20 protein-coding genes are annotated in these 16,962 nt (G+C 53.9%); 1 reads left to right on the forward strand and 19 read right to left on the reverse strand.

The features are described 5' to 3' along the window. Positions 1-4 precede the first annotated feature (4 nt). From QLG08_RS18000 to traH, 3 genes are read right to left on the reverse strand one after another with little or no spacing between them, the layout of a single operon-like run. Positions 5-574, reverse strand: coding sequence for a hypothetical protein (locus tag QLG08_RS18000; RefSeq protein WP_282473063.1), 570 nt, complete (start codon positions 572-574; stop codon positions 5-7). Positions 575-598: 24 nt separating this feature from the next. After that, positions 599-3,535: a conjugal transfer mating-pair stabilization protein TraG gene (traG, locus tag QLG08_RS18005; RefSeq protein ID WP_282473064.1), complete on the reverse strand. Its 2,937-nt coding sequence runs from the start codon at positions 3,533-3,535 to the stop codon at positions 599-601. Continuing rightward, positions 3,528-4,895, reverse strand: coding sequence for a conjugal transfer pilus assembly protein TraH (traH, locus tag QLG08_RS18010; protein WP_072404848.1), 1,368 nt, complete (start codon positions 4,893-4,895; stop codon positions 3,528-3,530). Before traH ends, traG begins: the two co-directional genes overlap by 8 nt. A 202-nt stretch (positions 4,896-5,097) precedes the next feature. Between traH and QLG08_RS18015 the strand changes: the two genes are divergently transcribed. After that, positions 5,098-6,192, forward strand: a complete 1,095-nt coding sequence (locus tag QLG08_RS18015; protein ID WP_282473065.1) for a hypothetical protein — start codon at positions 5,098-5,100, stop codon at positions 6,190-6,192. 410 nt (positions 6,193-6,602) lie between these two features. Here QLG08_RS18015 and QLG08_RS18020 read toward each other — a convergent pair whose 3' ends face one another. From QLG08_RS18020 to trbI, 16 genes are all read right to left on the reverse strand, one after another. Beyond that, the gene (locus QLG08_RS18020; protein WP_282473066.1) at positions 6,603-6,884 is read right to left on the reverse strand and encodes a hypothetical protein; all 282 of its coding nucleotides are present in this window, start codon (positions 6,882-6,884) and stop codon (positions 6,603-6,605) included. Positions 6,885-6,913: 29 nt separating this feature from the next. Continuing rightward, positions 6,914-7,540, reverse strand: a complete 627-nt coding sequence (trbB, locus tag QLG08_RS18025; RefSeq protein ID WP_282473067.1) for a type-F conjugative transfer system pilin assembly thiol-disulfide isomerase TrbB — start codon at positions 7,538-7,540, stop codon at positions 6,914-6,916. Then, entirely contained in the window at positions 7,530-7,745 is a 216-nt protein-coding gene (locus tag QLG08_RS18030) for a hypothetical protein (protein ID WP_232285096.1), read from the reverse strand. Before QLG08_RS18030 ends, trbB begins: the two co-directional genes overlap by 11 nt. Beyond that, positions 7,742-8,206 carry a hypothetical protein gene (locus QLG08_RS18035; RefSeq protein WP_282473068.1) on the reverse strand — a complete coding sequence of 155 codons (465 nt, stop codon included), beginning with the start codon at positions 8,204-8,206 and terminating at the stop codon, positions 7,742-7,744. The genes QLG08_RS18030 and QLG08_RS18035 overlap by 4 nt, the downstream gene beginning before the upstream one ends. A 9-nt stretch (positions 8,207-8,215) precedes the next feature. Then, entirely contained in the window at positions 8,216-9,016 is an 801-nt protein-coding gene (gene traF, locus QLG08_RS18040; RefSeq protein WP_019105773.1) for a type-F conjugative transfer system pilin assembly protein TraF, read from the reverse strand. Beyond that, on the reverse strand, positions 9,013-10,878 hold the full coding sequence (traN, locus tag QLG08_RS18045) for a type-F conjugative transfer system mating-pair stabilization protein TraN (protein ID WP_282473069.1): 1,866 nt from the start codon (positions 10,876-10,878) through the stop codon (positions 9,013-9,015). The genes traF and traN overlap by 4 nt, the downstream gene beginning before the upstream one ends. Further along, positions 10,875-11,501: a type-F conjugative transfer system pilin assembly protein TrbC gene (gene trbC, locus QLG08_RS18050; RefSeq protein WP_282473070.1), complete on the reverse strand. Its 627-nt coding sequence runs from the start codon at positions 11,499-11,501 to the stop codon at positions 10,875-10,877. Before trbC ends, traN begins: the two co-directional genes overlap by 4 nt. Before the next feature lie 9 nt (positions 11,502-11,510). After that, a complete protein-coding gene (gene traU / locus QLG08_RS18055) occupies positions 11,511-12,503 on the reverse strand; it encodes a conjugal transfer pilus assembly protein TraU (protein ID WP_019104999.1) in 993 nt (330 codons plus the stop codon). After that, a complete protein-coding gene (locus tag QLG08_RS18060; RefSeq protein ID WP_282473071.1) occupies positions 12,500-12,841 on the reverse strand; it encodes a hypothetical protein in 342 nt (113 codons plus the stop codon). The genes traU and QLG08_RS18060 overlap by 4 nt, the downstream gene beginning before the upstream one ends. Before the next feature lie 308 nt (positions 12,842-13,149). Then, positions 13,150-13,401, reverse strand: a complete 252-nt coding sequence (locus tag QLG08_RS18065) for a hypothetical protein (protein ID WP_282473072.1) — start codon at positions 13,399-13,401, stop codon at positions 13,150-13,152. After that, positions 13,398-14,129, reverse strand: coding sequence for a hypothetical protein (locus tag QLG08_RS18070; protein WP_282473073.1), 732 nt, complete (start codon positions 14,127-14,129; stop codon positions 13,398-13,400). Before QLG08_RS18070 ends, QLG08_RS18065 begins: the two co-directional genes overlap by 4 nt. 5 nt (positions 14,130-14,134) lie before the next feature. Continuing rightward, positions 14,135-14,863, reverse strand: a complete 729-nt coding sequence (locus tag QLG08_RS18075) for a hypothetical protein (protein WP_282473074.1) — start codon at positions 14,861-14,863, stop codon at positions 14,135-14,137. Between the two features lie 22 nt (positions 14,864-14,885). Next, entirely contained in the window at positions 14,886-15,602 is a 717-nt protein-coding gene (locus QLG08_RS18080) for a hypothetical protein (RefSeq protein ID WP_282473075.1), read from the reverse strand. Continuing rightward, the gene (locus tag QLG08_RS18085; RefSeq protein ID WP_019105088.1) at positions 15,592-15,900 is read right to left on the reverse strand and encodes a hypothetical protein; all 309 of its coding nucleotides are present in this window, start codon (positions 15,898-15,900) and stop codon (positions 15,592-15,594) included. Before QLG08_RS18085 ends, QLG08_RS18080 begins: the two co-directional genes overlap by 11 nt. Then, the gene (gene traW, locus QLG08_RS18090) at positions 15,897-16,517 is read right to left on the reverse strand and encodes a type-F conjugative transfer system protein TraW (RefSeq protein ID WP_072404827.1); all 621 of its coding nucleotides are present in this window, start codon (positions 16,515-16,517) and stop codon (positions 15,897-15,899) included. The genes QLG08_RS18085 and traW overlap by 4 nt, the downstream gene beginning before the upstream one ends. After that, positions 16,514-16,960, reverse strand: a complete 447-nt coding sequence (gene trbI, locus QLG08_RS18095; protein ID WP_282473076.1) for a type-F conjugative transfer system protein TrbI — start codon at positions 16,958-16,960, stop codon at positions 16,514-16,516. Before trbI ends, traW begins: the two co-directional genes overlap by 4 nt. Positions 16,961-16,962 lie beyond the last annotated feature (2 nt).

Genomic DNA, 16,962 nt, shown 5'->3' on the forward strand with positions numbered 1-16,962 from the left:
AGACTTAGATCTTCTTCAGCAATGCACTGACTTTTTCAAGTGCAACGCCTGCACCCAGACGATTTACTTCAGAACCAATAACGATATTGATTACGAATAGCAAGGCAAATTCTAAAGCTGGCACACCGAAAGCAAACCAAGGAACAAACCCTGCAGTTACTGATGAAATGAACATAAATGTTAAAAACAGAAATACAGTTTTTTGCACAACTCTTTTCAAATGACTTAAAATAAGAGACTTACCTCTAACCTCAGCCGGAATGGTCATGTACATGATGAGGTTGTTGTAAGCCATAAAGGCGAAAAACAAACCTATTATTGCGGTTGGTAATATAACCGCCCATCCATCTGTCATTAGAAAATCCCAGTAGTGACTCAATGACATTTCTTGCGCAAACTCAAAACAAAAGATTGAGAACGTACTTAACAACGACAGAAGGACAGATATTGCAGGTACATAAAAACATGCCTTCAACAAATCAGTATTTGAGGGAATTATGCGCTTACCTGAAGAAAAGGTATTAGTAAGCATATCTAAATCTGCATTGACATCTGCTGTCGTTAAACTTGCCATAATCCCTCTCCCACTCAGATTGATTTATGAGGCATTTTTTTGCTGGGCTCTTAGTTGCTCAAGTTTAGCCTTAAGCTCTTCCGTTTCGTGTGCATCAAAAACAGGTTTAGTCTGTTTTATATCTTCTTCCGTTCGTCCGATTTGTTGGCTCTTTACAGCACCCTGATGCTCGCCTCTAAGTATATCACTGGATGCCTGAACAGTGCTTTTATTTTTGCTTATTTCTCCGTCAATTTGTCCAATTTTTCCCGTATTCTCAAAGTTTCTGTCTGCAAGCTTATCAGCAATATTTTGAGGACCACTTAAAGAACCAGCTTGTTGGTTGATACGGTCTACACCAGCCTGATAATCGCCGCTGATTAAAGACGTCCCAGCCTCCTGGCCGCCAACAACATTTCTTTCAGAATGCCCCTGAATCGTATTACCGCCTCTGCCATTATTCCCTGAAACCTCAAGAGAGCCAGAGGGTGTTAAAGGCTGAGATGTTGCCTGCTCAGTTCTGCCTATATAATTCTGCATTATTTCTGGCTCCAGACGCTCTTTCATAAATTCGGTGGCAGCTGCCTGAGCCGTATTTACATTCGTCAGTACGTGCTGCGCATCGCTTCCGTACTTAGCCGTAGTCCAGTCCACAAACTCCTGATTGTAATTGGCGTCCAAACTTGCGCTCTGGTTCTGAGCCAGCGTGGCCATACGGCTGAATTCCTGACTACGGGTACTGCTGTCCGTGTACTGGTGATACTGACTTTTCGCATCATTAAGCGTGGCTGCAAACTGTTGAATTTTTGAATCTGACTCGTTGTTAGTATGGCTTCCAGACTCGCTCAGCCGGGTAGAGATGACCGTATCCATTCCCTGTCTAAAGTCTTTCGCTTCCTGACTACTCTGGTCATGCCTGTTATCGCGTCCCTCTGTATGGCTGTCCTGAGTACCATGTGAACTACCGGAGGTATGCCGCCAGTCTGCATTTATGTTCCCCTCCGCTCCGACACTTAATCCAGATGCCCACTTACCGAACTTCCCTGCCAGTTGGTCGCCACTATCAAATTTCACATATCCTCTTGCTCCAGCTCCCATCCCACCCTGATTTGTTATATCCATCAGTTTGTTGAAGGCTTCAGCCTGCGAAATATTGTGCGATTTTGCATAGCTTTCCACGGCAGACTGCATTTGGCTCATACCCCTGCTCTCATTACTGCTCACGCTGTTATCGCTACCTTTCGTAATGGAGTCGCTGGTTCCGCTCTGACGGTTAAACTGCTCCAGTTGCTGATAACCGCTGGTTACGCTGTGATTGTAACCATCCAGTGCCGTCTGGGCTTCCTGCTGTGCCTGTCGCGACTGCTCGGAGAAGCCACTGCTCGCCAGAGAACTCAGTTTCAGATTCACAGGCAGATTTGAAATGGCACCACTGGTGTCATAAACGTTATGCCCGTCAGCCGTCTGAGTATGTGTGGCACCATTGCTGGTCTGGAACGACTGCTGGCCGGACCGCTGCGCCATATTGGTGTCAAACTTGTTGGCGTTCACGTTATCCATCGACATATTGTTAAAGGACCAGTTGCCGTCTGCGGTCGTTGAAGCCTGACCGCTCGTTGTGAACGCTGCTGAACTCAGTACCCCACCTACCGCCTGCGAGGCAATGGAAGCCGCACCCTTTGTCAGAAAGAATGACAATACCGGTATCGACATGCTGAGGTAGCCTGCGATGTTGGCAGCATCGGAATGCTGAAGCGCCACCTGATCCATATTGGCCAGTACCAGCGGTGTCGCACCGGTTTTCGTCTGCAGATAGAAGTTGGCCAGTGAATTGAGTACGGCAAACATGACTGGCCACATCTGAAAGTACAGAAACCCGCCTGCATACATCTTCAACGTGTTAAGGCCGAATATGCTGTGGTTAACCAGCGACAGCACAATAACAAGCGGAAACAGTGCTATCAGAATCAGCATCATCAGTGACTGGAACATCGGCAGCGTCCGCGTGGCGATTACGCCGCCCGCCCCCCAGCTGATACGCTGCTTGGTCAGGCTTGATTCTGTCGCGAGATTCAGCAGGTTTGACGTATCGGAGGAACGCGCCGCAAATCCTTTCCAGCCGTCACGGATAGCCGCATTAGTGATGTTATTGCGCATGATCTGCGATGCCGTGAGCCCGCCGGAATAGAAGAAACCGTAACTGTCGTTCATCGCATTGATCAGCATGGAATCTGCGTTCACTTTGTTCCCGAAAAGACGGGTTGCAACAGAGTGAAGGGTATCAGCACCAGGCACGATATCCCGGCTTACCAGTGTTTTGATGGACGCAGCAGCCTGCTGACAGGTCACAAACACCTTCCCGTTGCCAGTATTCTGATAAAGCCCGCGCAACGGACTCGGCTGACTGGTGATAAGTGTCAGAGGGTCGCTGCTGTGCAACAGGTCGTTAACCGTGTATTTGTTGTTCAGCATAATATCGCCAATCACACAGTTCTCGACGTAATCGGGAAGCAACTGCGCCAGATCCGGATTGAGCGTCCGGAAATCGGACGACTGCGCAACAATCTGGGAGCCAAAGAGCATGCCGGTCTTGGTGTAGGTGAGTGAGTCAGGCCGCGCAAGGCTGTAATCATACAACTGAGCAACGGCAAATCCCGGTGCAGTCGTCAGCCCTGCGATAGCGGCCAGTCCGGCTGGCACATTATCGACCTCATAGATGGCGGCCGGATCGGTAATGTCATGAATCTGCACGCTGCGTTTTGGCACGAGCAGCACCGACGTAATGAGAAAGAACACGCCAAACCACTGCAGGAACACCATCGGATTTCGCGATTTAACAAAGCTGGCCATCACACCCAGCACCCCAAACAGGCCGACAATGCGTTTCAGCGTGTCATAGGTGTCAGAACCAATAATGGTCACCACACCGTTGAACACCTGCCGCCACATGTCACCGCCATAGATGGTCCAGACTTCAGTCATTGCCCGTTCCCCACTGGTAGTTACTCTGGTAAGACGTTGAGATAATGGTTGATACCTGCTGCTGCAGGTACTGCATGTTGCGATCAATGCCGTCTAGCGCATTCTGGTCTGCAGTGGACTGGAGTTTCATCTGTGCGAGCAGCGACTGCGCAGTCAGGACGTTGCCCCGCAACTCTCCTGCGGCCTGTTCCGGATAGTTTCTGCCGGCGAGAGACTGACTTGCCTGTTTGACCAGCTCCTGCAGGTACTGAATCATCATGTCCTGCGCGATAAAGTCAGCCACCTGCACCAGGTAGGTCGGACTCATGCCCATGCTGCGCGAGTTGGTCAGATACTTAAGTACCGGCACTGACGTCGTGTTGATGAAGCCTTTTTCCTGATCGGTCAGCGGTGAATCTGAACTGAGCTTTCCGTCAATCGACAGCATCAGCCTGCGCACCTGGGAAACCAGAGCGGCATCGCTGCTGATGTTTACTGTTGCGACCGTGGGGCCCAGGCAGAGATCCATTGTGTCGCAACCATAGATTTTCGCAGTTCCGCCGTTCATGAGAACCGTGATAACGTCGCGGTTATCCACCATCGGGGTGAGGATTGTCACCTGGCCCTGAGCGTTAAATACAATAGAACCGATGATGCTCATCACCAGTTCTTTGAGTTCATTGTTACCGTCGAACAGGTGATTACGGCCCAGGGCGTCCCAGATAAGGTTTTTGTTTTTGAGCACCTGATCTTTCATCTGGTCAGAGGCGCGACTGGTGACGCTGTCGCCCTGCCCGCCCACTGTACAGCCCTGTCGTGAAGCGGCCCAGTCGGCAAAAATGTTACTTTCACCTGCAATGTCCTGACAGATTTTCTGGTTTGAAACCTGCGTTACCGGCCAAAGCCCGCCGATGATACCCTGAGCGGCCTGACAGGAACTCATGTTTGCGGAGTTAACATCCGACGCCAGTTTTTGCAGAAAGTCTTTGGCCTGCTTAAGTTCCGGCACCATCGTCTGGAGCGCCAGGTCGAAGGCATATCCGGCAGCGTTACTCATGATCTGTTTCACGAAGCGCTGCAGTTCGGCACCATTGATGAAAGAGAACGCCCCCAGGTAAGAGTCAATTCCGCCACAGCCAGCATTGAGCGTAGGCACCTGCATAGAAATAAGCTGAACCTGTTTAACCTGGTTACGCAGGTAAACCGAACCACCGGTAACATAGCCTGCGGCCTGTCCCTGCCATGCCTGTGCTCTTGAGACGTTACCGTCAAAGCCCAGACTGCCAAAGTAGCCGTTGAGATCGCCCTGCACGTCGGCCAGCGCAGGCGCGCTGATAAACAGTGCCGCAGCGGTAGAAAGAAGGAACTGCCTGAGTTTCATGTAGTGACGCTCCGTAACAGGATATGATGCCTGGTTGATTTAACGGCTCAGATAAAATCAACAGACAGCCGGCCGATAACAGGGATTAAGGGCCCATGCGTTGAGTCGTGGACTGTCGTTTTAAGGGAATGAGGAACTGAGAGTGAAAACAAGATACGAGATGCTTATTCTCGCCATCCTGATGGTATGCGCGTTCAGCTATGTGTTTGTCAGCAACTGGTATGACAATGATTACAAAGCCAGAAAACATGAGCAGCCTGCGCGTTCACGTGCTGATATCTCAGGCAGCTATGATCCTGAACTCCTGACTCATCGTCTGATTAACTTCGACAGGCGGGCCGGGATTGCGTCAGAAAAAAACGCAAACCTGGCATATGGCAATACGCAGGGCTGGCTCAGCGATGTTAAAAAACATTGCGACACAGCACTCAGCAATAAGGGTTATCTGGCCTGTGCAAACCGTCTGCTGGGCAGCCATTTTTATTACTCACCTGTGCAGGCCGTTTCAGACGGCTGGGCTGGACATTACTCAGACTGCGACCTGAACGCTTATCTGTTAATTGATGCCATGCACGCGGCAGGCCGTGAGGCTGAAATTGTTTATGCCCCGCATCACGCCTTCATCTCATACAGAGATGAAAAGACGCATGAGCCGCTGTACTGGGAAACAACCAGTCAGTACAACAAAGGGCAGGCTGCTGATCTCAGACTGGATTTTTACCGGAAAACGCCCAGCCGTTTCTATTACACCCCTGAGTCCGCCGCCTATGCAGAAAACATTTATCCAACACTGGTCATCGACAAGATCCCATCTGAAGAAAGACGCAAAGCATTGCTGAACAGCCTTCGCCAGCAGTTTCCGGACAATCCTGCGGTGCAGGACGCCTGGTATGAGCAAAAATCTGTCATCACACGTGATGATGCACTGTCGCTGATTTCTGAACTGAAGACCGACATTACCTCCGTATCAAAAAGAATGCTGCTCATCAGGTATTTCAGCAACCACCTTGAGGAAGAGAAAGCCCAACAACTGCTCAATGAGATTTCAGATGAAGACTGCAATAACGCCTGTCTGAAGCTTAAAAGTCAGCGCTCTGTAATATACCGTTTAGCGGGATGGAGCCTTGAGAGGCTAAATGCGTTAAATATCAGGCTGTCCCTGAGTGTCTTTTTTATCAGTATCAGGGATTCACTGATATTGTGCGGCATCATTCTGCTGGCTTACGCAACAGGCAAACTACTCCAAACATACTCCATAAGAATAGGTAAGAGAGATAATTTCCTTCCGCCACAATAGCAGGATATCCCCGCTGGCAAAAAACCCGTAATGCCGCAACCAGGCTGGCGGCCGCGATGAAACCATAGCGTCTCAGCCAGCCTGAAAGCGTCGGAAGCACACCGTAACTCCTACAGTCCAGCCATAGGCACCACAACGGGATTAGCGCCAGCAGCCAACCCGAAAGGCTGAGCATTCTGACGTCCATCAGGAAACGTGCAACCTGTGGCGGTGGCAGGGGAGGCTCTGCGACCGCACTGAAAAAAAACAGCCAGCCAGTCCCCCCGGCCCACATCCCGGCACTAAAGAGTACGAACCTCTCTGCGCAGGTTGTGAATTTGCGTCTGCAGGCTATGTTCTCTGTCTTCATCATTTGTTCCTGTCGGCTTGAATCCGAGCCAGTCTGGTTTAATCCGGCTGGTTGAGGCCCTTTAATTAAAGGGATGTTCAGTCATAAATCCGTTACGGCGCAGCGTGATACTTATCAACGCACCACATCCCGCGCCCCCTGCAAGTGAAATCAGAAACAGCAGTGGAAAATCGCGAACCGCACAGATCAGTCCGGCATTCGCGCCAGCGCTCAGGATAAGGAGGCCACCTCCGGTCAATTCGCAGACAAGCCAGGCATAGAGTCCTGATGCGGCCAGAAATGAGGCACAGACAAGCAACAGCACGCTCTCAATTCTGTTGAGCGTCAATGGTTCTTCAGTCATGTTTATCCCTGGGCGGCAATGCCGCTGCGTTACTGAGGGGTAACCGAGCCGCTGCTGGGAACCGGCCCCAGCGTGTCCGGAGGAAGGTGATCGATATCCGCTTCAATCATCTGTGACAGACGCTGGCTCATGGTGGCCATATCGGTATCACCCTGATAAAGCGGATAGGCCGTATTGGTATTGACGTTGACCATAAACGTTGTCGGCGTGGCTATTGGCAGGCCATTACCGAAAAAGGTCAGGATTTCGCCGGCAATGGGTTCATTTGGACCGGCTTTACGGGGTATCAGCGCGACCGGAAAAGACGCGTCCCCATACCCGTCGAGCGAGTAGGGATACACTTTGATGCCCATTTCATCTGCCCAGGATTTCAGCTTGGGATCGAACTTTGCGCTGTACTGGCACCCACGCTGCATGAAGACCACCACAGCATAATCATTAATGTTGACCTGACGACCGTCAGCCAGTTGAACCATACTGGGTGGTCTGTTTACATGCCCCTGCGCGCGCTGCGAGCCGGGTATACCCAGATCCGGCAACTGTGGGCCCTGCTTTGCTTTCATACGCTCAAGCGCGGCAATCTCATCAGCCACCGTCGCCTGCGCCACCACCGGTGCGAAAAGCATCATCATAACAAGCAGCTTTTTAAGCCTCATTGTGACCTCCACGCCCACGCCCTGTGCGCCGGTAAACGATAATTTCATAAACGACTAACATCGCCGTCATACCGAGATAAAGGCTGCTGAGAATGACGAGAACATCGTGTGTGACGGTTACAGACCAGTTAAGTAACTGGCGAAGACAGTTACAGATAATGCCCGCCATAAACAGCGCGGCAATCAGCGGAAGTCGTTGCATCATTTACCTCGTTTATTACGGCGGCGGAAATGGTGAGCGGAGAAACTCGCGAACAGTGAAACCATCACGCTGGTTAAGTAGAGTTTCCGAAGCAGGTTATTTTCCTGAAAAATCCAGGTTTCACGGCTTTCAGCAACCTTCACACATTTAGACGGGGGGGCCTTCGGTAGCTCAGACCTTGCTGTCACGTCACTTCGGCCCAGTGGAGGAAAGTCAGCTGGCACACTGTGAGCAGGCTCGTCCTGCGACTGGCAGGTCCATACCTGACCGGCAGCTGCATCGCGCACCGCCTCTTCAGCCCAGTTCAGAAGCATCAGCCCTCCGCTTCCGGCCCCATTCGCGCAAAAAATGAAGAGTAAAAAGAAAAACATCGCCGGATGAATCACAAATGTCCGTAGCGTCAGGTTTGCCAGCCGCTGCACGGCCGTAAACCGTCCCTGCCACACGGGAGAGAGCAGTACCATAGGAAGTCCTCAGAAGTTGGGTTTAAAGCCGGTGGCTACGTTCAGAAACCGCTTCGCCAGGTCGTCCTGGGTCATAAAGCCGTAGGCCAGCGGCCGGTAATTCTTTGATTTAGGGTCAACCAGAAACAGCGCCGGAAAATGGGTTATTCCCATTCTGGCGGTCTGACCGGCGTCAGTCCGGCTGTCTGGCACCTGTGGAGAAACGGTGCCGTCCACGCTGACCGGTATCAGCGAGATATGCCGGAGTCTGGCAAAATCCGCCACCACGCCAGCCATCTGCGCGTCAATCGGGTCCTGCCCGCGGTAGAAGTAGAAAAGGCCGTATTCGCCGGACAGTTTTTTAATGGCGTCGTTCTGCTCCTCCTGGTCCCGCGCCTGCTGCAAAGGTGCCGTACTGTTGTAGTGCGGATGCTCCAGGTTGTAATCGAGGTCAGGATGATCAAGCTGCGCCACGGCAAACGACTGACTGAACATCGAGGCCCGGTCGGTCCAGAACTTCTGCCAGCGCAGAAACGTCGCGGTATTTTCAGCTGAAGGATGCAGAATGGCGTTGTTAAGCGCCTCTTTCGTGTACCCCTTAAGAACATCAGCCTGCTCGGAAGGGGTTAACTTGCTGAAATCCGGCACACCGGGTTGAGGCGGTTTAACTTTCGGCGCGGGTGTTTCCGGCTTCTTTTTGGGCTCGTTATACCAGTGCCAGCCGGTAAATGGCGCAGCAGGTGTGATTACGGCGTCGGCACTCTGCGCATCATCTGCCAGTACCGGCGCAGCCCCTGCCATCAGCAGACAGGCAAGCAGCAGACGCTTCATTTTTTGCCTCCGTTTTGTGCCGCTGCCTGAGCAGCGATACGCTGTTTAGCCTGCTGAACCATCGAGGCCGAATCCGGGATTTTCTGGTTGGCCATGAGGTCGCTGTAGAAGTCCTGGAAGTTGATCAGGTCAAAGTTGATGGACTGCAGCTCCGGCACCGTGATCCCGCGACAGTTCGGCGAATCGCCGCTGCCAAAATCCACGTGCAGCTGGTCACGCCGCCCCTGCTCTTGGATGATGCGGCTCAGCTTGCCGCCAAAGACGCAGTAAACCTGACTTTTCTGCACACAGACGCCCAGCACGGCGTGATCGCACTTGTCACCCACGTAAACCGTGACCTTCTTGGCCTTTGCCTTGCCGATGGCCATCTCCTCGCTGTTGCAGTTCGCCAGTCCGGAGCTGTTGCCCCAGCCGGTATCCACGCAACAGTTAGAGAATCCTGCAACGGCCTTGCGACACGACATCGGCTGGCCGGTAAAGGCACGGATGTCCGTCTGACTGCCTTTTTTTACGTCATCCCCTGCAGAAGCGAGACCAGCAAGCTTTGAAATCGACATATCAAAACCATTGTCCCCTGTGCCGTCCGTGTCGCTGCAGTCGCCGGAGCGGCAGAAATACTGGCCGCCGCACAGCAGGCCCTGTGAGGTATAAGTGGTCTGACACTGGTAGGTGTCATTCTCATGCATGCAGGCACCCGCCTCTGACTGGGAGCAGCTTCGTCCGGCCAGCGTACAGTTGCGGTTGTTGATGAGCTGATCGCAGTTGCCGGTCGAGTTCACCGGCACGACATAGGCGTCGGAGTACTGCCAGCAGTCGCTGTATTGGGTGTAATCCCGGCCGTTCTGGGTAATGGTGCGGTTCCCGCCCGGGTCCACGCACTGTGAACCCGCGCTGCTGGTTGCCGTTGATTTGTCAAAAGGACAGCTTTCGGTCCAGACAACCCGTGACGATGTCGTGTCCCGTTCTGCCGTCATGGGGAGCGTAATGCGAAGCACGATGTTGCCATTGGCAAGGGCGTTTTTCATGCCATCGCGCCCCTCATCGTAGTGACCATCAGTATCGTAGTGAATCCTCATTGATATCACCTGGCCCCTAGAGACGCGCTGAGGAGTGATGGAGAACGTACCGGAATTGTTATAATTCGTTGTTACTGACTGATCGAATGCACGAAAAGTATATCCGAGCCGGTCTCCGTGATAATTCGGCGAACGTGGAAGCAGGAACTCCCATGAACCACTTGATAATGTTCCGTCATCCGGTACGGTAAAGTCGTAACGTACCCAGTAGTTAGCCTCGTTGTTTCCTGTTGAGTTCCTCGCGTCCATCACAAACTGCGTGGTGTAGGTCTCTTTCGAGCCGGTAACCTGAATGCTTGCCGTACGGGCACAGGTCTGAATCTGATTCACGTCCCTGTCGCAGCTGTAGTTCTCAAAGACCGACTTCGATACAACCTTTTCGCTGCAGTTGGCGTTGGTGCCGTCAACGATACTGCCCCCGTTAGCCTCGGCGTTCTTGCCGTTCTGAATAAAGTCGGCGTTCGGATCAATCTTCGGCGACGGGTTTTTGGTGCTGGAATCATTCACCGCCTGACCGGCGTCATTCTGACTGAGTGACGTCTGACCTTTGTCGGCAATGCCGCCGTCTCCGCCCCGCACGCCGCCGTAGTTGCTGCTCTGCGAGGGGTTCGGGGTGTAACCAGGGATAACCGAGGACGGGTCCGTTCCACTGGCGGACGAGGTGCCCTGATTTTTATTATTCTGACCAAAGTTACTCGCATCATTGAAGGCATCACTGTTGGCATCAGCGTAAGCACCGCGTATGCCGGTGAGCAGCAGAAACGCCAGAAGACATAACCGTTTCATCGCCCCTTTTCCCCTTCTCTCAGCAGTTGCGCCGCGACGGAGCCACAATCGCCGAGCTGCTGAATCTCTTTCAGTGCCTGACGGAGTTCCAGGTTGCCGTAAATGACGTCGTAATTTTTCCCGCAGGTCACCACCAGTGCCGGTACCGCTTTGATGCCGTACTGCTGAAAAAGCGTCGGATCAATCTGCACACCGGCTTTCTTGTCCTTTTTGGAGAGTTCAACCATGACTTCCGCCGTCTTATGAAAGTCGTTGTTGAGCAGACCGCGAATGGTCGCCGGGATACCAAAACGCCGCGCATCCTGCAGCATGAGCACCAGACCGTCCTCCGGAATGCCCAGGCTCACGAAATACACCGCGCGCGGTACAGGGCGGTCCGCGCTGTTCTGCTCTGCCTGAGACGCGGCTATCTCGTTCTGGAACTGAGTCACTCGGTTTTGCTGCATGTCAGGCAGCGCAATGTTTGCGCCTTCCAGTTGCTTTTTAAACTGCTCCAGCTCCTGCTGCTGCTGTTTCATGTATGCCAGATTGTCACCTGATACGGTGGGCTGCTCCGCTGCGGACAAAGCACAGGCATAAAACAGCGCGGCGCTGATGATCAGTGCCCTCAGAGAAATTTTCATGATGAGTCCTTACAGATAAACGCAGTTGCGCTTTCGCCAGAGCAGCCAGCCGAAGTTCTTCTTCGTGGCCGGGGTGTTATGAGTGCTGCCCCACAGCTGCGTCGAGGTACCAAAAGGATGGCAGTCGCTGGGCTCGGGATACATATTGACCATCTGATAACGCCAGCGCGATTTTGGGATGATCGGGGACGGATATTCATAACAGACAGCTACGTCAGCCCCGACCGTCTCCATCACCAGCCCCTCCCTGTGCAGCTTGAAGTCCATTCGCTCCGTCACCAGCAGTGATGCCTCCAAGGGGGAAAACTCATTGCTGGTATAGCCCGTAAAGGGGTACATCGAGCCCTGCGCACCCGCGCACCAGAACAGCGGATCAAGCGGCATGCCCGCCGTGGATGAAATGGAATCGGCTGCACAGGCCCCCTGCGCGAGCAGATTGTTAAACAGCGCCACTTCCGGATTGATGATCATCGAGAGCGTACTGTCGTTCCACAACGGATCGACTTCCGAGAGGTACGCAATGTCCATGTCGCCGGTCTGCATGCATCCCGTACTGGTGATGATATTCAGCCAGAAAAGCAGCGGATACTTGTACCAGTGAACGTGATAAAAGCTGCCGGGCGTGGGGGAATCGCTTTGACCGGCACGGCCCGTTCCGGTCCGGCCCAGGTCGATTTTGAAGCCGCCCATGTTCACCATCACGCCCGGTTCACGCGTGACGTCGGTGAGCGCAAGCGGCTCCCAGAATCCGATGGCCAGCCCCAGACGGTAAAAGATGCCGTAGGGACACAACTGAATCGGCATCGACGGGTTAGGCGTGTCCGGGTGTGCGCCTGACGCCAGCTGAATACTGCCGAGCGTCATAGGGAACAGGCACTTCCAGCAGACGTCGCTGATGGGATTCACCCACCGGCCGTCACCGGCGTTACTCCCCCCAGCCATTGCAGGCCTGATGACCGTCACTGACAGCAGCAGGCACAGGACCAGTAATAATCGTTTCATTCGGCCGTCCTGTCCGAAAGCACTCGAAGCCAGACACAGACCGGACCGTCCTCGGTGTCATGGATACTGCCGGTAAACCAGCCCTCACCGGTTGGACTAGCCGGCAACCAGTCGCTGCAATCACCGGTTTTCCAGTAGCGCTCCATCTGCCGGTCCTCCACCTCGTTTTCCATCCACGTCGTGGCTGACTGTAGGCAATGCGTCTTCAGCCAGTCATTAAATGCACCGGGCCGCGCAAACTCCCTGTCATTGGGTGGTGAGTAATAGAAAGGATGTGTCCAGTGGCCCCAGCGATCGCGCACGACCTCACGGGCTGAGATGTCAGCATGGTTTGTCATAATAGAGATTCCGGAAACAGGGCTGCGGAGTTGCCCGCATCAGTTAATCAGGCCTGCCCGCGGTATGCAGGCTGAGGCGTACCGCAGCAGGGCGAGGAACGAACAGCCTGTATGCAGCGGGAAGGAAGATTTCAGACGCTCACAAGAAATGCTTTATGACCAGAAGGCTGGCAAAAAACACGCCCAGTATCAGGGTCATTACAATGCTGTACCTGTCCATAATCTGAACTCCGGTTTAAGAAAATTTTGTCAGCAGGCCACAAAAGGCTCAGCCCGCATAAAATGCAGTGAGGCAGGATGAGTCAGACTCAGTGACTGCCTCCGTCACCGCCACCGCAGTCACCGCCGGCATCGGAGGCGCTACAGCCTCCGTCATGCCCTCCACTGCCCGAGTCGCTCATCATTACGACCGACGTGATGCTGCTGTCATCACCTGCTTTACGGGTCTGAGACGTGTCTGCCTGCAAGTCGGGTGCGCTTTTACCGAAAATTAACATCCAGAACATCCACAGCACGGTTGCGATACCTGCTGTCACCAGAAGGAGCTTTGCCACAATCATGACTCAGGTCTCCTTATTGAGGCCTGCACTGCCTTGCACGGATAAACACGGAAGGCGTAGCCACAGTCATCATCATGATCGCCCGCAGCCAACTGGCCTTGTTCAATCCGGCTGGCTGTCTGTTCAAGGAACCAGCCTGTTTCTCCCTCTCCACCGTGGCGCGTCAGTTGCAGCAGAACCCTCACATTTTCCCGGTCAGGTTTGTCAGTCTGCTCACCAAATACCTCTGTCCACACATTAGGCTCGACGTGACCGCCACACCCCGCGCTGCCAAAGTAAGAAGGCTTGTCTGTAACCGTCCTGGCCATAATGCGTACGGTCATGTTGTGGTCTGAGAAAAATCGCCTCAGTTCTTCTCCCGGCGAACACAGCTGTGATACCGGGATTCTGCGCAGCATGTCCGGTACAGCCGTCGTCAGGGTTCCGGGCGTTGCCCCTACGTCCAGGCTAATTTGCCGCAGTGGCCAGGCGTGCTTATACCATCTGACATCTGTGCCGATGCTTTCTGCCAGCCTGCTGAGTTTCCTGTCCTCTTCACATCCCTCAAGTCTTATCCAGTGCCGTCTTAACTCATTCATCTTCTCCGGATCGTTATAAAACCCGTGAATTGCCAGTTCTTTTCGGTTCAGTGCTTCGTTCAGCTTATTTATGTGCCTGTGCTTCTGAAACAGGCTTATTCCTGCGGCGATCAGTAACATCGCGAATAACAGGTATCCGTCATGTGTCATGGTCATCACCTCTGATGCAGCGAAGCTCCGGCCATCCGGTCATCGTCAGTCCCGGCCTGATGTGAGGAGCGTGCTTTTTTCGATGGATAGGAAATAAAAGCCCAGCCGGTATAACCGTCGTTCACGCCATACTGGAGGATGCCTTTTTCAATCTGCTCGGCCACGGACCGCAGAAAATGCGGCAGCGTTTCAGGGGCTGTATGGTGTGTACCCTGCAGCAGAACCACCACTGCCTCTCTGTCAGGCATCGGCATGTAAGGACCGAAAACCTGCGTATAGGCCCCGGGCTGCGCTCTGCCCCCGAAAGAGTCGGGACCAAAAAATGAGGGGCTGTCTGCGGTGATGTCAGACTCCATCTGCCAGCGTAAAACCCCCTCTTTACCCAGTTTCCCGCCCGTAAATGTTCCTCTTTCCTTTCTGAGTGAGCGGGCAAGCTGACGCAGGCCATGAGGTATTTCCCGCTGCAGCGTACCCGGCGAGCCCCAGCAGAGGATGCTGACCTGCTGCAGTGGCCATGCCTCCTGCAGCCAGCCCGAATGCACATCGCGCTGGGTTATAAACGACCTCGGTGTGATGACTGTCTCTGCTTCAGCATGCCGTGGTGCGTTTCGTCCGGCTGCGCGTAGTGCCAGCACTCTGTTCGTTCGCTTCCGTATGATTCTTCTGACGTTTGAGGCCACCCACAGGGTGAAGGGAAGCCCACCCGCGACATACAGCACATGTAGTTTTTCCACCTGATGCCTCCCGGTTCATGGGTCAGATCTGGTGCGCCCCGAACGCAGCCTCTTCCGGGGGCCTCGTCGCATCATGGCAGGCCTGAAAGGCATCACCTTTCAGTGTGACGAACCAGCCAGCTGCCTCCGCAGCCCTCTGACAGGAAGCCACCCAGCTGTGCGCATACCCTTCTTCTGACGCCTGGGCCAGCAACTTTTCCTCATGCTCACTGGCCATAAACGGCGTGAAATAGCGGTGACGGGCACCGACGACTTTCAGCCCCACCCTTAACTGCACGTCATCAGGAAGTAACACCTTAAGACGCTCGTCTCTGCGCAACCTGTGGCCCTCATCCTCCAGGGCCCCGCCATAAGCGGCCAGCAGGTGCTGCCAGAGCCGCGCGTTCTCGCTCTGAGCCATACACGCTGCCATGTTCAGACTCCCCAGCGGATAACACCCGGTTTTCTTGACCGAAAGGTCGTAAGTCACCTCCTGCTTCGGAGGCTGCAGCCGGGTATGCACAGCCTTCAGTACTTTCCCGATAAGCGTTCCGATAACGTACCCCGTCACCATTGTGAGCAGCACCGACCAGACCGTTACGCCATCAGGAAGAAAAGGTGCGTCCACAGCCTCGGGCAGCGAACCGGGCGGCTGTATCTGTAGAACGGGCATTCCCGTCACCGTTTGAGGCGGGTCATACGCCGAAGTAACAGCCTGTCTGATGCCCTCTGCAAGGGCATGAGCCGCTTCATCCTTCATAGCTTCCACCCTTCTGTGACGCAGGATCGATAAACGACTCCAGGAGAAAACCATCACGGCGCAGTACTGTTGCCACATCCGTTTCGTTCAGGGACGCCCAGACAATGTCTTTGCGCATTTTGCCGTTAAACGCCAGAAGGACCTGCAGCGCGGCACGGACAATCACTGACTCCGTGTAAAGCGGATGTTCTTCCGTCATGAGCCGCAGACCGGCCTTGTCGGCGTCATTCATACGTACCGTGGTCGCATGTCGCTTAACGTGTTCGGGTGTCGTTACATCCCGCATGTTGTGACTCATTTCAGTGCCACCTCCTCCACCCTGAGCGTGCGGCCGTCACGCGTGATGCGAACCGGGGTATGCTCAAAGCCAAATTTTGTTGTTAACGTGCCGTACTGATCAAAATAAACAGGCTCATCAAGTGCCAGACTGCTGTCGTGGATGTTGCCTTTGACCAGGATGACTTTGACGTTTTGTTGCCCTTTGATCTGCTTTGCCGCCCAGCCCATCTGCGCCGCATTGTCACCGTCGATGAAATAAAGCGTCTCACTGAAAGCCACCCTGTCCAGTGGATTGATTTTGTCACCGGCACGGGCAATGACGTTGCCGCGCATATCTGTGATGGTTTCCTTTACCGTGAAGGTCGGGTCAAAACTGTAAACCCGGTCTTTTGTCGCAGGCGAAAGACCTGCAACCGGCGTCGGGCGAACGGCATGAGCTTTGACTCTTGCCTCCGCTTCCCGCTGCAGCCTTGCCAGCTCTCCGCTGTCCTGCATCCCTTTGAGCCGCTGAGCGATAAAATCCAGCAGATCAGGTTCGGATATCGGAAACAGATGACCAACCGTGCCCAGGTCTTTTGCGGCGGCTGGCCACACCACGGCAATACTGAGCAGCAGCGCACCCAGCCTCGCTCTCATCGTGCCTCCTTCATCTGGCGGGCTATGTCGGCCTGAATCTCTGGCGTGATATCCTCCGCACCGTTCACAACGGCCCCTTTCACCAGAATCAGGGCTGAATGGTGCTGTTGCCAGTCACTGAGACTGTTGTTCAGGGCTCTGCTGAAGCGATTTGTCAGTACCTCAGCCGCTTCTTTTGTGAGGGGGTTAAGGGCGCTCTGTTGCCTGAATGCATCAATTGTCCCCTTCATATCAAACACCACCGTGGCAGGCCTTGCGGCACTGGCCACCAGAGTGCTGATACCGGCGCTGAGGAGCAGAATCAGTGCCCCTCCGGCGAGGTAGCGCACCCCGGTTCGCCGCCAGAAGGGCTTCACTGGGGGAAGATGTGTGTCGTCAGACTGGTGTGAATTGCCAGACGACTGCCCGCCCTCACGGACGGGCAACGTATTTTCATCCTGCATCG

It is taken from the genome of Pantoea sp. V106_11, assembly GCF_029967885.1.
Classification (GTDB): domain Bacteria; phylum Pseudomonadota; class Gammaproteobacteria; order Enterobacterales; family Enterobacteriaceae; genus Pantoea; species Pantoea ananatis.